This is a genomic window from Streptomyces sp. NPDC107538, assembly GCF_055657445.1.
Map to the genome: position 1 here is coordinate 216,248 of NZ_JBVKAY010000009.1, position 14,244 is coordinate 230,491.

Genomic DNA, 14,244 nt, shown 5'->3' on the forward strand with positions numbered 1-14,244 from the left:
CCACCCACCCGCAGCCCTCCGACAACCGCACCCACCCCTTTCCGAGGCCCCCGCGCAACCTCCGGAGGAACCTGGCACAGTGGTGTAGAGGAACGGTCCGGTTCCGCGAGACGTTGAGGTATGTGTGAGGCCATTGCAAGGAGGGCGAGGCGCATGACGTACGACCGGTTGGTGTGCGCGAACTGCGCGTCCCCCGTAGCCGAGGGCCGCTGCCATGTGTGCCGGGCCAGCCGCGAGCGACTCCAGCAGGAGAACCCCTTCGCGGGCCTGAGCCCCATGACGCTGATCGCCCTCCTGGCGATCCTGATAGCGGCGGTGGCCCTGCTGGCGCACCAGACGGCATAAGCGGCGCGGACGTACGACGAAGCGAAGGCCCGGGGCTGGCTGCCCCGGGCCTTCGTCGTGACTACGTGTGGCTGTGCCTCACCGCGAACGGTCAGGCGGTGGCGCCGCGGCCCACCATCAGGCGGGGAAGCAGCCGGAAGCCGATACCGCCGACGATCATCGTGGCCGCGCCGACCAGCAGGAACGTGGTCTCGGCGGCACCCGTCTCGGCCAGCTCGCCGCTGCCGGCGCCCTGGGCCTCGGTCTCCGAGCCGGTGTCCGTGAGGGCCGAGGAGCCCTCCTGCTGGACGCTCTCGTCGTTGCCGCCGTCGGGGTCGGCACCACCGGAGGTGGAGCCGCCGTCGGTGGAGCTGCCGCCGCCCGTGCTGCTGGAGTCACCGGTGGTGCTGGTGCCGCTGGTGCCCGGGTTGCCGGTGGTGCTGGTGCTGGTCGTGCTGGTGCTGGGGTCACCCGTGGTGCTGGTGGTGCCACTGGTGCCCGGGTCACCGGTCGTGCTGGTGCTGGTGGTCGTAGTGGTGGTGGGGTCACCGGTGGTGCTGGTGGTGGTCGGGTCACCCGTGGTGCTGGTGGTGGTGGGGTCCCCGGTCGTGCTCGTGGTGGTCGGGTCACCCGTGGTGCTGGTGGTGGTGGGGTCCCCGGTCGTGCTCGTAGTGGTGGTCTCACCGGTCGTGCTGGTGGTGGTGGTCTCACCGGTCGTCTCGCCCGTGGTCTCACCGGTCGTCTCGCCGGTGGTCGCACCGATGATGGTGTTGCCCTCGGTGTCGTTGCCGGTCTGGACCGAGACACCGGCCTCGACCGAACCGCCGTCGTCGGTGCTGACACCGACGCCGACGCCGAGGTCCAGCGCGGAAGCGGCGCCCGCGGCGGTCAGCGAAGCACCGGCGGCGATCACGGCACCCGCGGCTATTCGCGCCACGCGGATCCGCGTCTTCTTCGTCATCTGGCTGCTACCCCCAGTAGCTCATCAGTAAATGGAGCAGAGCGCCCGGGGCCGCGATCAACGGGAGCAGTCGGTTGGGTCGAAGTCCCCCGGTTCACATGCGCCCCAGTAATGCGCATGCCACGCGCCACCCTTCCCAGTTTTCGCAGCAACGTCAAGGTCGTTGCGTACGCGATGTCCCGTTCACCGTATTTGACCTCGTCACCGACATGTGAGTGTGACGTAAGCCCCAGACGTCCCACACAACAAAGGCAACTGCCTCCCAGTGGAAGGCAGTTGCCTTGTCGACAAAGCGCCCAACGCGGCGGACGCCGCGGCCCTACTTCTCCTGCTGCTTGCGCCAGCGAATTCCGGCCTCCAGGAAGCCCTGGATCTCGCCATTGAACACGGCCTCGGGGTTGCCGACTTCGTACTCGGTGCGGAGGTCCTTGACCATCTGGTACGGGTGCAGGACGTACGAACGCATCTGGTTGCCCCAGGAACTGCCGCCGTCCTTCAGGGCGTCCATCTTGGCCCGCTCCTCCTGGCGCTGCCGCTCCAGCAGCTTCGCCTGGAGGACGTTCATGGCGGTGGCCTTGTTCTGGATCTGCGAGCGCTCGTTCTGGCAGGAGACGACGATGCCGGTGGGGAGGTGGGTCAACCGGACCGCGGAGTCCGTGGTGTTGACGCCCTGGCCGCCGGGGCCTGAGGACCGGTAGACGTCCACGCGCAGCTCGGACTCGTCGATCTCGATGTGGTCGGTCCGCTCGACCACGGGGAGCACCTCGACACCGGCGAAGGACGTCTGACGGCGCCCCTGGTTGTCGAACGGCGAGATACGCACGAGCCGGTGGGTGCCCTGCTCGACGGAGAGCGTGCCGTAGGCGTACGGCACCTGCACGGCGAAGGTGGTGGACTTGATGCCCGCCTCCTCCGCGTACGAGGTCTCGTACACCTCGGTCTTGTAGCCCTTCTGCTCGGCCCAGCGCAGATACATCCGCTGCAGCTTCTCGGCGAAGTCAGCGGCGTCGACGCCACCGGCCTCGGCGCGGATGTTGACCAGGGCCTCACGGGAGTCGTACTCGCCGGACAGGAGGGTACGGACCTCCATCTCGTCCAGCGCCTTCTTGACGGAGGTCAGCTCCGACTCGGCCTCGGCGCGGGTGTCGGGGTCGTCCTCCTCCTCGGCCATCTCGAAGAGGACACCGAGGTCGTCGATGCGACCGCGCAGCGCCTCCGCCTTCCTGACCTCGGCCTGGAGGTGGGAGAGCTTGCTGGTGATCTTCTGCGCCTCGTCCGGGTCGTCCCACAGGGACGGCGCGGCCGCCTGCTCCTCGAGCACGGCGATGTCTGCCCTCAGCTTGTCGAGGTCCAAAACGGCCTCGATCGACTCCATGGTCGAGGAGAGGGACTTCAGCTCTTCGGATACATCGACGACTGCCACGCCCCCAGCGTAACGGCTCCGCCGGGTGGGTTCTTCGGCCGCGGGTGAGTGGGGCTTCTCGCGCAGTTCCCCGCGCCCCTTGGCAACCCGGGCTCACCCCAGGTTTTTAAGGGGCGCGGGGAACTGCGCGAGCAACCACGACGCACCCGCACCCGCCGACGAACCCACGCCCCCCGAGCTATGAGGCGCCCCTCAAGGATTCCCCGGGGCCGAATTCTTCGTGTCGGACGGCGCCCCACCATCGTCGTCCCCCGAGGTCGCCGCCCAGGTCCCCACTCCCACCGCGGCGATCAACGCGACCGCCGCCGCCCCCAACGTGATCCGGCGGCGCCGCACCGCGCTCCCCCGGTTCCGCGCGGAACCGGGCCGCGGCGCCCCCGAGGCACGCGGCACCCGCGCGGTCCCGCGCGCACCCCCGGCCAGCTCATCGGGCCCCGGCACCCGCATCGACGTGTGGGTGTCCCGGTTGGAGTCCGGCTTGGCCCCCGGCACCAGCGGCACCGCCCCCCGCCGTACCCGCTCGCGCGGAGCGGCCGCCGCCTCGGCGGGCTCCTCCTCGTACCCGTCGCCGGACTCGGTCCCGGGCTCGTCGACGTCCAGCGGCGGCATCCCGGCCAGCAGCGGCAGCTGCTCCCGCAGCCGGGCCGCCAGCTCGGACGCGCGCAGCCGGGAGGCCGGCGCCTTGGCGAGGCACTGCACGAGCAGCTGCCACAGCTCCTCGGGGATACCGGGCAGCGGGACGACGGTCTCGGTGACATGGCGGCGCAGGACGGCCCCGGGGTGCCCCCCGCCGAACGGCGTGAACCCGGCGAGCAGCTCGTAGAGCACGGTCGCGAGGGCGTAGATGTCCACGGCCGCGCGGGGCGGCAGGCCCTCGACGATCTCGGGGGCGAGATAGTCCGGCGTACCGATGATCTTCGTGGCGCGGGTGCGGCGCGGGGAGTCGATCAGCTTGGCGACGCCGAAGTCGGTGAGGAGGGCCGGGTGGGCGCCGCCGGGGCCCAGCGGGCCCTGCATGTCCAGCAGCACGTTCTCCGGCTTGACGTCCCGGTGGACGACGCCGGCCGCGTGCGCCGCCGCCAGGCCGTCGGCGATGTCGGCCACTATGGCGACCGCCGCTTCGGGGGCCATGCGCCGCTCCCGGTCGAGGCGGGTGCGCAGGTCGGTGCCCCGGACGAGGTCCATGACGAGGGCGAGGTCGTTGCCGTCGACGACGAGATCGCGGACGGAGACCACGTTCGGGTGGTCGAGGCCCAGCAGCGCGGTGCGCTCCTGGACGAAGCGGCTGACGAGTTCCTGGTCGGACGAGAGGTCCTCGCGCAGCAGCTTGATGGCGACGGGACCCTCCGGGCCCTCACCCAGCCACACCGTGCCGGCGCTGCCCCGCCCCAGAATCTGGTTCGCGGTGTACCGGCTTCCGATCTTCCGTCCCAAGACTGCTCCTACAGGCCGCGTGTTGGCGACAAAGCTACGCGCCCCGGGCCCCAACCTTCACCGCCGAGGCGGAAATCACCCCTCAGATGTCGACAAGTCCCCAACGTGGGGCTCCGCCTTGGCGCGCGGACGGGGTTGGGGGTGGCTGGGGGTGCGTTTTCGGGCGCCGGCCCGGTGGGGGTTGATCGCGCAGTTCCCCGCGCCCCTTAAAAGCCATGGGGTGAGCCCGGGTCACCCAGGGGCGCGGGGAACTGCGCGAGAAGCCCCACCGGAGCCGCACCCGCCGACGAACCCACGCCCCCCGAGCTATCAGGCGCCTACTGCCCCGAGCCCCCCGAACCGGAGCCGTTGCCCAATTCGCCCACCCACTTGCTCACTTCGCCGAACCAGTCGGAAAGCTGACCCCACCAGCTCTTCCCCGTACCGACCCACCCCTGCAGCGGCGTGAACTCCCAGATGAGCCAACCACCCACGAAGAGCAGGACGATCATGAACAGGCACCCCTTGAGGCACCCGAGCCCAGGAATCCGCATCGGATTCGCACTGCGCTGCCGCGGCTCCCGCGGCGGCCGCGGCTCCCGCTGAGGCCGCGGCGCGGGCTGCTGCGGCTGCGGCGCGGGCGCATACCGCTCCGGCTGCCGCCGCTGAGGCTGCTGCGGCGCGGGCGCGTACGGCTGTTGCTGCTGCGGCTGGCCGTACCCGGCGCCGGGCCCGCCGCCCTGAGGCGCCCGCTGCTGCCGGCGCGGCTGCTGCTGCGGCTGGCGCGACGGCGGCTGCGGAGCCTGCTGCGGCCGGTTGACCTGCCGCTGGGGACGCCGGCGCAGCGGGTCCTCGTTCGGGTCGAGGTACTGGACCTGCGTCTGCTCGTTGCGGTCGCGGGCCGCGCGGAGCTGGTTCTGCCAGGGGTGCGGCTGCTCGGGCGGCTGACCGCCGGGGTCGTGCGACGGCACCGGCGGCATGACGGACGTCGGGTCGGCGCCGGAGGTGTGCGGGAGCACGGTCGTGGGGTCGCCCGCGCCCGCCGGGCCCGAGGTGTGCGGGAGCACGCTGGTCGCGCCGTTCGGGTCGTACGAGCCCGCGCCGTGCGGCAGCACCTGCGTCGGGTCGGCCGAGCCGAACGGCTCCGGGGCGCCCGGCACCTGCGCGGGCGCCGGGTCGGGGGCGAGGATGTGGCCCACGCCCTCGGCGGCGGCGATCTGCATGGAGTTCGCGTGCACCCCGATGCCCTCGGCGACGATGCGCAGCGCGCGGGCGAGGTTGACGGCGCTGGGCCGCTCGCGCGGGTTCTTGCGCAGACAGCGCTCGATGACCGTCCACAGCGGGTCGGGGACGGTGGAGGGGCGGCGCGGCTCGGCGCTGAGGTGCTGGTGCAGCACCTCCAGCGCGGACTGGCCGTTGAACGGCGGGCGTCCGGTGACCAGTTCGTACATCAGGATGCCGGCGCCGTAGATGTCGACGGCGGAGGTCTGCGGCTGACCCTCGGCGGACTCGGGGGCGACGTACGCGGGCGTGCCGACGAACTCGCTGGTCCGGGTCAGGCCCGGGGAGTCGGCGAGGCGGGCGATGCCGAAGTCGGTCAGCATCGGGTGCATCTCGCCGCCGTCCTGCTTGAGCAGCACGTTCGCGGGCTTCAGGTCGCGGTGGACGACGCCGTCGGCGTGGCTGGCGGCGAGCGCGTCGGCGATCTGGGCGGTCATCAGGGCCGCGCCGACCGGCGAGAGGGGGCCGTTCTCCCGGAGGTAGCGGTGCAGGTCGGGGCCCTCGACCAGGTCCATGACCAGGGCGAGCAGATCGCCCTCGACGACGAGGTCCCGCACCCGCACGACGTTCGGGTGGGTGAGCCGGAGCAGCACGGAGCGCTCCCGCAGGAACCGCATCACGATGTCCGCGTCGCTCGCGAGTTCTTCCTTGAGGACCTTGATCGCCACGGTCTCGCCGGGGTGGCCCGGTACGGCCGCCTCCGCTCCCGCGGTCTCCCGCTGGCGGGCGCGCCAGACAGTGCCTGTGGCGCCGCGTCCAATCGGCTCCTCAAGGAGGTACTTACTGCCTACCGGCCGCACGTCATGCGCTCCCTGCTGCTTGCTTGCCCGGTCACGCCCTGGGGTTCTGCGGACGTTTCGACCACTGTAGTGCGGGCGTCCGCAGGACCGGGCTGTTCGTCTTCCTGACTCTTCCTGTCCACTCTGTCCGCTTGCTGTGGCTCGAGTACGTACGGGTACCCATGCGCGTTCGATGGAAAGACGCTCACCCGTGGGCGGTTGGTTGCCGCGCGGGGGTGGGCGGGGTTCCGGATGCGGACGTGACCGATCCCGAATGCGACCGCGATACGGACGTGACCGATCTCAAGTGATCAACTACCGGGCACTGGTCAGGCACTTTTGGGGGCAGAGCCGACCAATCAAGATCACTTGACGGTGGGCGGCGGGCGTGTTGTCAGTGGCAGGTGCGAGGATGCCTCCAGCTACTGGCCGACGTGCCCGTGCGTGGTGGGGGAAGTCCGCGGTGGGGACCGCGCGGTCTCGTCCTCGTCGTCGCGGGTGCCCGCGCGGAAGGGATCGCTGACGGCGATGCAGATCCGGCTGACCGTCGTAGACCCGCTGGGACCGCCCTCGGAGCAGCGAGGACGAGCCACGGCCTGCGACGTGCTGGTCACGGCGCCCGCCGGTACGGCGCTGGCGGCCGTGGCCTCGGGCCTCGCCTCCGCCGTCGGCGACGGCGGCGCGGAGCGTCTCGAACGCAGCCGGGAGGTCGGCGGCGGGCAGGTCGTGCTGTACGCCGGTGCCGAGCGCCTCGACGCCCAGCGCTGCACCCTGGGCGAGCCGCCCCTCATCGACGGCGCCGTGCTCTCCCTGGGCGCCCCCTCCGAAGCGGGCCCCGAGGTCGACGAGGCCGCCGCGCAGCTGCATGTCGTGGCCGGCCCCGACGCGGGCGGTGTCCATCTGCTGCACGGCGGCAAGATCCACATCGGCCGCTCCGCCGACGCCGACGTCCCGCTCGACGACCCGGACGTCTCCCGCCTCCACTGCGCGGTCACCCTCGCCGCCGACGGCCGGGTCTCCGTCGTCGACCTCGGCTCCACCAACGGCACCACCCTCGACGGCACCCGCGTCGGCGACCGCCCGGTCCGCCTGGCCCCGGGCGCCCTCCTCCGCATCGGCGAGTCCACCCTCCGCCTGGCCTCCTCCTCCGGGGCCCGGGGGATCACGACGGCACCGGACGGGGAGGGCCATGTCCGGGTCGCGGCGGGGGGCGGGGCAGCAGGGGGTGACAGCGGCTCGGGCTCCGGCACCGGCTCCGGTGTGGGTTCCGGTGGAGTGGCTCGCGGGGGTACGGGAGCGCCGGGGGCCGGAGGTTCCGGGCCCGGGCGGGCCGAGCGGCGGACGGTGCCGGGGCAGGGCGGGGTGCCCGGCATCGAGCGGACGACGGGGAGCGCGGGGTCCGGCCCGGCCGGGGGGACGGGCGGCGGGGCCGGAGCGGAGGCCCATGGCCGTGCCCGCGACGCCCACGACCCGCTCGGCGGTGCCCAGGGTTCCCGCGCCGCCGACACCGCGCACGGGTTCGGTGACCAGCGCGACGGCGGCCACGGCGATCCGGAGGCCGCGCGCACGGGTGAGGTCCGCGGCCCCGGCGGCCCCAGCGGTTCCGGGAACGGCCTGCCCGGTGACGGCCATGCCGGAGACGGCGGGGAGGCCGCCGACTCCGGCACCCGCAAGGGCACGCCCCTCCGGGGGACCGAGGTACCGCGTGGGGTGCGTAAACGGGGTGGGTTCGGGGCCTGGGCCCGGCGGCTGGCCGGGGGGCGGGGGCAGGCGGGGGCCGAGTACGACCCGTACGAGTACGACGCGGAGGACGACGAGGACGAGCGCGGGGCGATCGCCTCGGTGCTCCCGGCCGGTGGCGAGCGGCTGCCGGAGACCTGGCCGGATCCGGCGGCGCTGCTGCTCACCGCGCTCGGGCCGGGCGCCCGGCTGTGGGAGCGGGGGCCGGGGCACCCGGAGGCGCTGACGGTGCGGCTGGGCACGGCCGACCGGGCGGCGCCGGACGGCTCGGGGCTGCTGCCGGCGGTGCCGGTGACCACCGGGCTGCGCGAGGTCGGCGCGCTGGGGCTGGCCGGACCGCGCCCCCGGCTGACGGGGCTGACCCGCGCGGTCGTGGCCCAGCTCGCCGCGCTGCACTCCCCCGACGCCCTGGAACTGGTCCTGATCAGCGCGGACCGCTCCCGCTCCGCCGAGGAGCGCGCCGCCGACTGGTCCTGGCTCGGCTGGCTCCCCCACCTCCGCCCGTCCCACGGCCAGGACTGCCGACTCCTCCTCGCCTACGACCGCGAACAGACGACGGCCCGCCTGGACGAACTGCTCCGCCGCGTCGAGGACCACGCGGCGGACACGGCAGGCCACGCCCCCGGGAGCACACCGGGTACGGGCAGCGGGCGCCCGCCGGGCGGCACGCGAACGCCAGGGGCCGGGCATACGGCGGGCGTGGACGGCGACCACGCCCCGGGCGCGGGCGGAAGTCGTACGGCGTACACCGAGGGCGGACACGCGCCGGGCGCGGGCGGCGGGCGTACACCGGGCGGCAATCGCGCGGCGGGCGCCGACGGCGGTCACGCGGCGGGCGCGGGCGGCGGGCGTGCGGCGGGTGACAGTCGTACGGCGTACGCCGAGGGCGGGCATGCACCGGGCGCGGGCGGCGGAAGTCGTACGGCGGGCGCCGACAGCGGACATGCGCCGGGCGCGGGCGGCGGGCGTACGCCGGGCGGAAGTCGCGCGGCGGGCGCCGACGGCGGTCACGCGTCGGGCGCCGGGGCCGCAGGCGTGGCCGGGCGCCGGACGGACGACGCGACGGCCCACCGGGCCGGGGACGCGACGGGCCACCGGGCCGGGGACGCGACGGGCCACCGGCCAGGAGACGTGGCGGGCCAGCGGGCCGGGGACGTGGCGGGGCGCGGGGGTGGGTCTGTGGCCGGGGCCGGGGGCCTCTCTGTGACTGGGGCCGGGGGTGAAGGCGGAGCCTCGGGGCGGCGGGCCGGGCGGCGGCCTTCGTGGGCCCGGGAGGACGAGTCGGCGGGTGGGGGCTTCGAGGGGCCGTACACGGTGGTGATCGTGGACGGGGACCCCGGGGGCGCCGATGTGCGGGAGGCCGTGGTGCGGCTTGCGCAGGAGGGGCCGCTCGCCGGGATCCATGTCGTGTGCCTCGCCGAGACGGAGTCCGCGTCACCCGCCTCGCCGGTGACGGAGACGTACACGGCGGCCTGCGAGGTCTCGCCGGCGTTCCGCGCCTGCGGGGCCGTCGCCCTGCTCAGCGGTGACGTCGCCACGGCGCTACGACTGCTGCGGGTCACCTCCGCCGGACACGGCACGGGAAGCGGCCCCGGGGCCCCGGGCCGGGCGGGCTCCGCCCGTACGGGGGCCGCGCGCGCCACTTCCCCCGCCCCCTCCGCCGACCACGCGCGCGGGGCGGACACAGGCGCCTCGTCGAGCCGTACGCACACCCACATCGACCTCGCGCGGGGCGGACGCTCCGGCGCCGACGAGCGGACGCACCCCGGTACGCGGAACATCCCCACGCTGGACGCGGACGACGCACCCGGCCTGCTGAACCACGGCACCGTGGCCACGCTGGACGCGGTGTCGGCGGCGTGGGCGGAGCGGTTCGCCCGGGCGCTGGCGCCGCTGCGGACGGACGGGTCGGCCGGGGACCGGCAGGCGCGGGTGTCGGCGCCGCTGCCGCAGTCGGCGCGGCTGCTGGACGAGCTGGGTCTCGCGCGGGCCACCCCGGCGTCGCTGATGGCCCGGTGGGCGGACGCGGCCGACGACACGACGGCGCTCGGCGGGCGCGCCTGGGCCGTGCTCGGCGCCGGGCCGCGCGGGCCGGTCTCCGTGGACCTCGTCGCCGAGGGCCCCCATCTGCTGATCGAGGGGCCGGCCGGCAGCGGCCGTACGGAGCTGCTGCGGTCCGTGGCCGCGTCGCTCGCCGCCGCCGAGCGGCCCGACCGGCTGGGCATCGCCCTGGTGGACGGGCGGGACGGCGGAGCCGGTGGGGGGCGGGCCGGGGAGGGACTCGGGGTCTGTACGGATCTGCCCCATGTGGGGACGTATCTCACGGCCAACGACCCCGTCCGGATGCGGGAGTTCGCCCAGTCCCTGATCTCCGAGCTGAAGCGGCGGTACGAACTGCTGGGCGGGCTGGGGTTCGTGGAGTGGCACACGGGGCGTGCGGTGTCGGGCCGCATCGTCCCGCAGCGTTCGGCGACCTCGGGGTCCGGGGCCGCCGATCTCGACTCGTCGTCCAGTTCCACGCTGCGGCTGCGGCCGGCGGCGAGCCGCAGGGGCACCGAGCAGGGCGGCAGGGGGGCGGCCGGGAAGAACCCCGCCTCGGAGCTGCCCCGGCTCGTCGTCATCGTCGACGACCTCGACGCCCTGCTGTCACCGCCGCTGGGTTCCACCGGGCGGCCGGCCGCCGGGTCGGTCGTACGGGCCCTGGAGGCGGTGGCCCGGGAGGGCGAGCGGCTCGGGGTGCATCTCGTCGCCACGACCGGCGTCGGGGGGCGTGCGGGCGAGGGTGAGCTGGGGCGGGCGGCCGGAGGGCGCGTCGTGCTCAGCGCGCCCGTGCCGGGGCCGGACGAACCGGCCCCCGGGCGGGGAGAGTTGCTGGGCGAGGGGGACCGTACGACCGCGTTCCAGGCGGGGCGGGTCACGGGGCGCATCCCGCGCACGGCCACCCTCCGGCCGACCGTCGTCCCGCTCGACTGGGCCCGCATGGGCGACCCACCCGCCCGCCGCCCCGTCCGCGAACTGGGCAACGGCCCCACGGACCTGGCCCTGCTGGCCAGCGCCCTCGACCGCGCGGCCCGAGAGGTCTCGGCGACGGAGGTGCCGTCTCTGCTGTGACCGCCGCCCGGTGGTGGAGGCGGGCCGGGGGAGGCGCTTACGGGCGCTGACAGGGTGCCGCCTGCGCCCACCTGTGCCGCCCCAGCGGCACGACTGCCCGCAGCCAAAGCGGGGGGATGGGGCCGCAGGCCCCTTCAGGGGCGCGGGGAACTGCGCGACCGTCCACGACGAACCGGTCACCCGCCGACGACGAGGCACCCCCACGGCGAATAGGCACCCAGCCCCTAGGCGGAGCCCACCGGCAGAGCCCACCGCCCCCCATGGTCACGACGCGGTCACGATCAAGACATACACCCGGCAGGCGCCCTTGCCGCCCCCTCCCACCCGGCGTAGACCAGAGCGCACGGGACAGCGCTCTACGTTCGACGACGCACGGAGAACGGGGTCAGTGATGCGCAAAAACCACCGCATTCGTCACACTCTTCGCATGCTAGGCACATACGGCACACCCCAGACCGATCCCCCCACCCACCCCACCACCTCTCCCCCCAAACGCAAAGCCCTCGCGGCCCTCGCCGCGGGCGCCCTCGCCCTCTCCCTCACCGCATGCGGCGGCGGAGGCGACGACGACAGCGGGGACGAGAGCGACACCGGCACCGGCGGCAACGAGGCCACCGTCCAGCTCCCCAAGCTGGACGGCCAGAAGCTGGAGGTCGCGGCGGTCTTCACCGGCCCGGAACTGGCCAACTTCCAGAAGGTGCTGGACGAGTTCGAGAAGCGCACCGGCGCCTCGGTGACGTTCGTACCGACCGGCAACAACACGTCCACGTTCCTAGGGACGAAGATCGAGGGCGGCAAGCCGCCGGACGTCGCGTTCCTGCCGCAGGTCGGCGTGTTGCACCAGTTCGCCGAGAAGGGCTGGGTGAAACCGCTCGGGGCCGACGCCCAGGCCCAGCTGGACAAGAACTTCTCGGCCGGCTGGAAGGACCTCGGCGCGTACGAGGGCAAGCAGTACGGCGTCTACGCGAAGGCCGCCAACAAGTCGCTGGTCTGGTACAACACCGGGGCCTTCGAGGCGGCCGGGATCACCGAGGAACCCAAGACCTGGGACGAGTTCCTCCAGACCGCGCAGACACTCTCGGACGCCGGTTCACCCGCCGTGTCCGTCGGCGGCGCGGACGGCTGGACGCTCACCGACTGGTTCGAGAACGTCTATCTCTCGCAGGCCGGTCCGGAGAAGTACGACCAGCTCGCCAAGCACGAGATCAAGTGGACGGACCCCTCGGTCAAGGACGCCCTGACCACGCTCGCCGGACTGTGGGGCAAGGACGACCTGCTCGCGGGCGGCGCGTCCGGCGCGCTGCAGACCGACTACATCAAGTCGATCACCAACACCTTCGGCGGGGACACCCCGGCCGGCATGGTGTTCGAGGGCGACTTCGTGGCCGTCACCATCAACGGCGACACCGACGCCAAGATCGGCACGGACGCCAAGGTGTTCCCGTTCCCGGCGGTCGGCGACGACTCCCCCGTGGTCACCGGCGGCGACGCGGCCGTGGCACTGAAGGACGGTGAGGGAGCGCAGGCGCTGCTGACCTTCCTCGCCTCGACCGACGCGGCCGAGATCTGGGCGGCGCAGGGCGGCTATCTCTCCCCCAACAAGGAGATGGACCAGGGCAGTTACAAGGACGACGTCACCCGGGAGATCGCCAAGGCGTTGCTCGCGGCGGGCGACGACTTCCGCTTCGACATGTCCGACCAGGCCCCGGCGGCGTTCGGCGGCACCCAGGGCGTCGGCGAGTGGAAGGACCTCCAGGACTTCCTGAAGAACCCCGACGACGTGGCCGGTGCCCAGAAACAGCTGGAGGCCGACGCGGCGAAGGCCTACGGGAACGGCTGACGGCGACCCATGTCGTCCGCCGTGACGAAGCCGGCGGGGGGCTCCGGAGCGGCTCCGGTGCCCCCCGCCGCATCGCGCAAGAGCGTGACGGGTACCCGGCTGTGGGTGGCGGTGCTGTTTCTGCTGCCCGCGCTGGTGCTGCTCGGCGCGCTCGTGGTCTACCCGATCGGGTACTCGGTCTGGCGGAGCCTGTTCGACGCGGACGGCTCGGGCTTCGTCGGCCTCGACAACTACGCGGAGATCTTCACCGACGACTCCACCCTCGTCGCCGTACGCAACACCGCGATCTGGGTCGCGGTGGCCCCGGCGCTCGTCACCGCGCTCGGGCTGATCTTCGCGGTGCTCACCGAACGGGTGCGCTGGGGAACGGCGTTCAAGCTGATCGTCTTCATGCCGATGGCGATCTCGATGCTGGCCGCGGGCATCATCTTCCGGCTCGTGTACGAGCAGGATCCGGACCAGGGCGTCGCCAACGCGGTCGTGACGTCGGTGCACGACGTGTTCGTGGACGAGTCGGTGTATCCGAAGGCCCGGCCCAATGCCCAGGTGAGCGATCTGAAGGCGTCCGGCGGCGGGTCGTTCACCACGGAGGGGACGGTGCGGGCGGGCACCCCGGCGCTCCTGCCCCTCGTCGGGATCGCGCCCAACAGCCTGCCCGGCGACGCCCGGGACGCGAAGGCCGCCACCACCGAGGGTGACGAGGTCACCGGGACCGTCTGGCTGGACTTCCGGCTCGGCGGCGGTGGGGAGAAGGGGGCCGTCGACCCGGGCGAGAAGGGTCTTGAGGGCGTCAAGGTCGAGGCGGTCAAGGACGGCAAGGTCGTCGCCTCCACGAGCAGCGGCGCCGACGGCACGTTCAGCCTGCCGGCGTCGGCCGACGGGGCCCAACTCAAGCTGCCCGGCTCGAACTTCGCGGCGCCGTACAACGGCATCGACTGGCTCGGCCCGACCCTGGTCACCCCGGCCGTGATCGGCTCGTACATCTGGATGTGGGCGGGCTTCGCGATGGTGCTGATCGCGGCGGGGCTCGCCGGTGTCGACCGCAATCTGCTGGAAGCGGCCCGGGTGGACGGGGCGAACGAGTGGCAGGTGTTCCGCAAGGTCACCGTGCCGCTGCTGGCACCGGTCCTGGTCGTCGTCCTCGTCACGCTGATGATCAATGTGATGAAGGTGTTCGACCTCGTCTACATCATCGCCCCCCAGCCCACCCAGGACGAGGCCAACGTCCTCGCCCTGCAGCTGTATCTGGTGTCGTACGGCGGTGGGGGCGACTTCGGTCTCGGCAGCGCGATCGGTGTGGTCCTGCTGCTGCTCGTGCTGCCGGTGATGTGGGTCAACATCCGGCGGCTCAGGAAGGAGCGTCAGCGGTGAC

The 14,244-nt window shown here is 73.4% G+C and carries 8 protein-coding genes; 4 read left to right on the forward strand and 4 right to left on the reverse strand.

Going from position 1 to position 14,244, the window contains the following annotated elements:
• Positions 1-153 precede the first annotated feature (153 nt).
• Entirely contained in the window at positions 154-345 is a 192-nt protein-coding gene (locus ACZ7MG_RS30085; protein ID WP_033524968.1) for a hypothetical protein, read from the forward strand.
• A 91-nt stretch (positions 346-436) separates the two neighbouring features.
• Here the strand turns inward: ACZ7MG_RS30085 and ACZ7MG_RS30090 are convergent, their stop codons facing one another.
• The 4 genes from ACZ7MG_RS30090 to ACZ7MG_RS30105 form a co-directional block, all read right to left on the reverse strand.
• On the reverse strand, positions 437-1,285 hold the full coding sequence (locus ACZ7MG_RS30090; protein WP_471392943.1) for a hypothetical protein: 849 nt from the start codon (positions 1,283-1,285) through the stop codon (positions 437-439).
• A gap of 319 nt (positions 1,286-1,604) precedes the next feature.
• Entirely contained in the window at positions 1,605-2,708 is a 1,104-nt protein-coding gene (prfB, locus tag ACZ7MG_RS30095; RefSeq protein ID WP_471392940.1) for a peptide chain release factor 2, read from the reverse strand.
• A gap of 192 nt (positions 2,709-2,900) precedes the next feature.
• Positions 2,901-4,142 (reverse strand): serine/threonine-protein kinase, encoded by a 1,242-nt coding sequence (locus ACZ7MG_RS30100; RefSeq protein ID WP_471392938.1) that lies wholly within the window; start codon positions 4,140-4,142, stop codon positions 2,901-2,903.
• 317 nt (positions 4,143-4,459) lie between these two features.
• Positions 4,460-6,202: a protein kinase domain-containing protein gene (locus ACZ7MG_RS30105; protein WP_471392936.1), complete on the reverse strand. Its 1,743-nt coding sequence runs from the start codon at positions 6,200-6,202 to the stop codon at positions 4,460-4,462.
• A gap of 507 nt (positions 6,203-6,709) precedes the next feature.
• Here ACZ7MG_RS30105 and ACZ7MG_RS30110 point away from each other — a divergent pair.
• From ACZ7MG_RS30110 to ACZ7MG_RS30120, 3 genes are all read left to right on the forward strand, one after another.
• Positions 6,710-11,032 carry an FHA domain-containing protein gene (locus tag ACZ7MG_RS30110; protein WP_471392933.1) on the forward strand — a complete coding sequence of 1,441 codons (4,323 nt, stop codon included), beginning with the start codon at positions 6,710-6,712 and terminating at the stop codon, positions 11,030-11,032.
• A gap of 427 nt (positions 11,033-11,459) precedes the next feature.
• A complete protein-coding gene (locus tag ACZ7MG_RS30115; protein ID WP_471392930.1) occupies positions 11,460-12,872 on the forward strand; it encodes an ABC transporter substrate-binding protein in 1,413 nt (470 codons plus the stop codon).
• Between the two features lie 9 nt (positions 12,873-12,881).
• Complete coding sequence (locus tag ACZ7MG_RS30120) at positions 12,882-14,243, forward strand: carbohydrate ABC transporter permease (protein ID WP_471392927.1); 1,362 nt, start codon at positions 12,882-12,884, stop codon at positions 14,241-14,243.
• The last annotated feature ends 1 nt before the right edge of the window (position 14,244 follow it).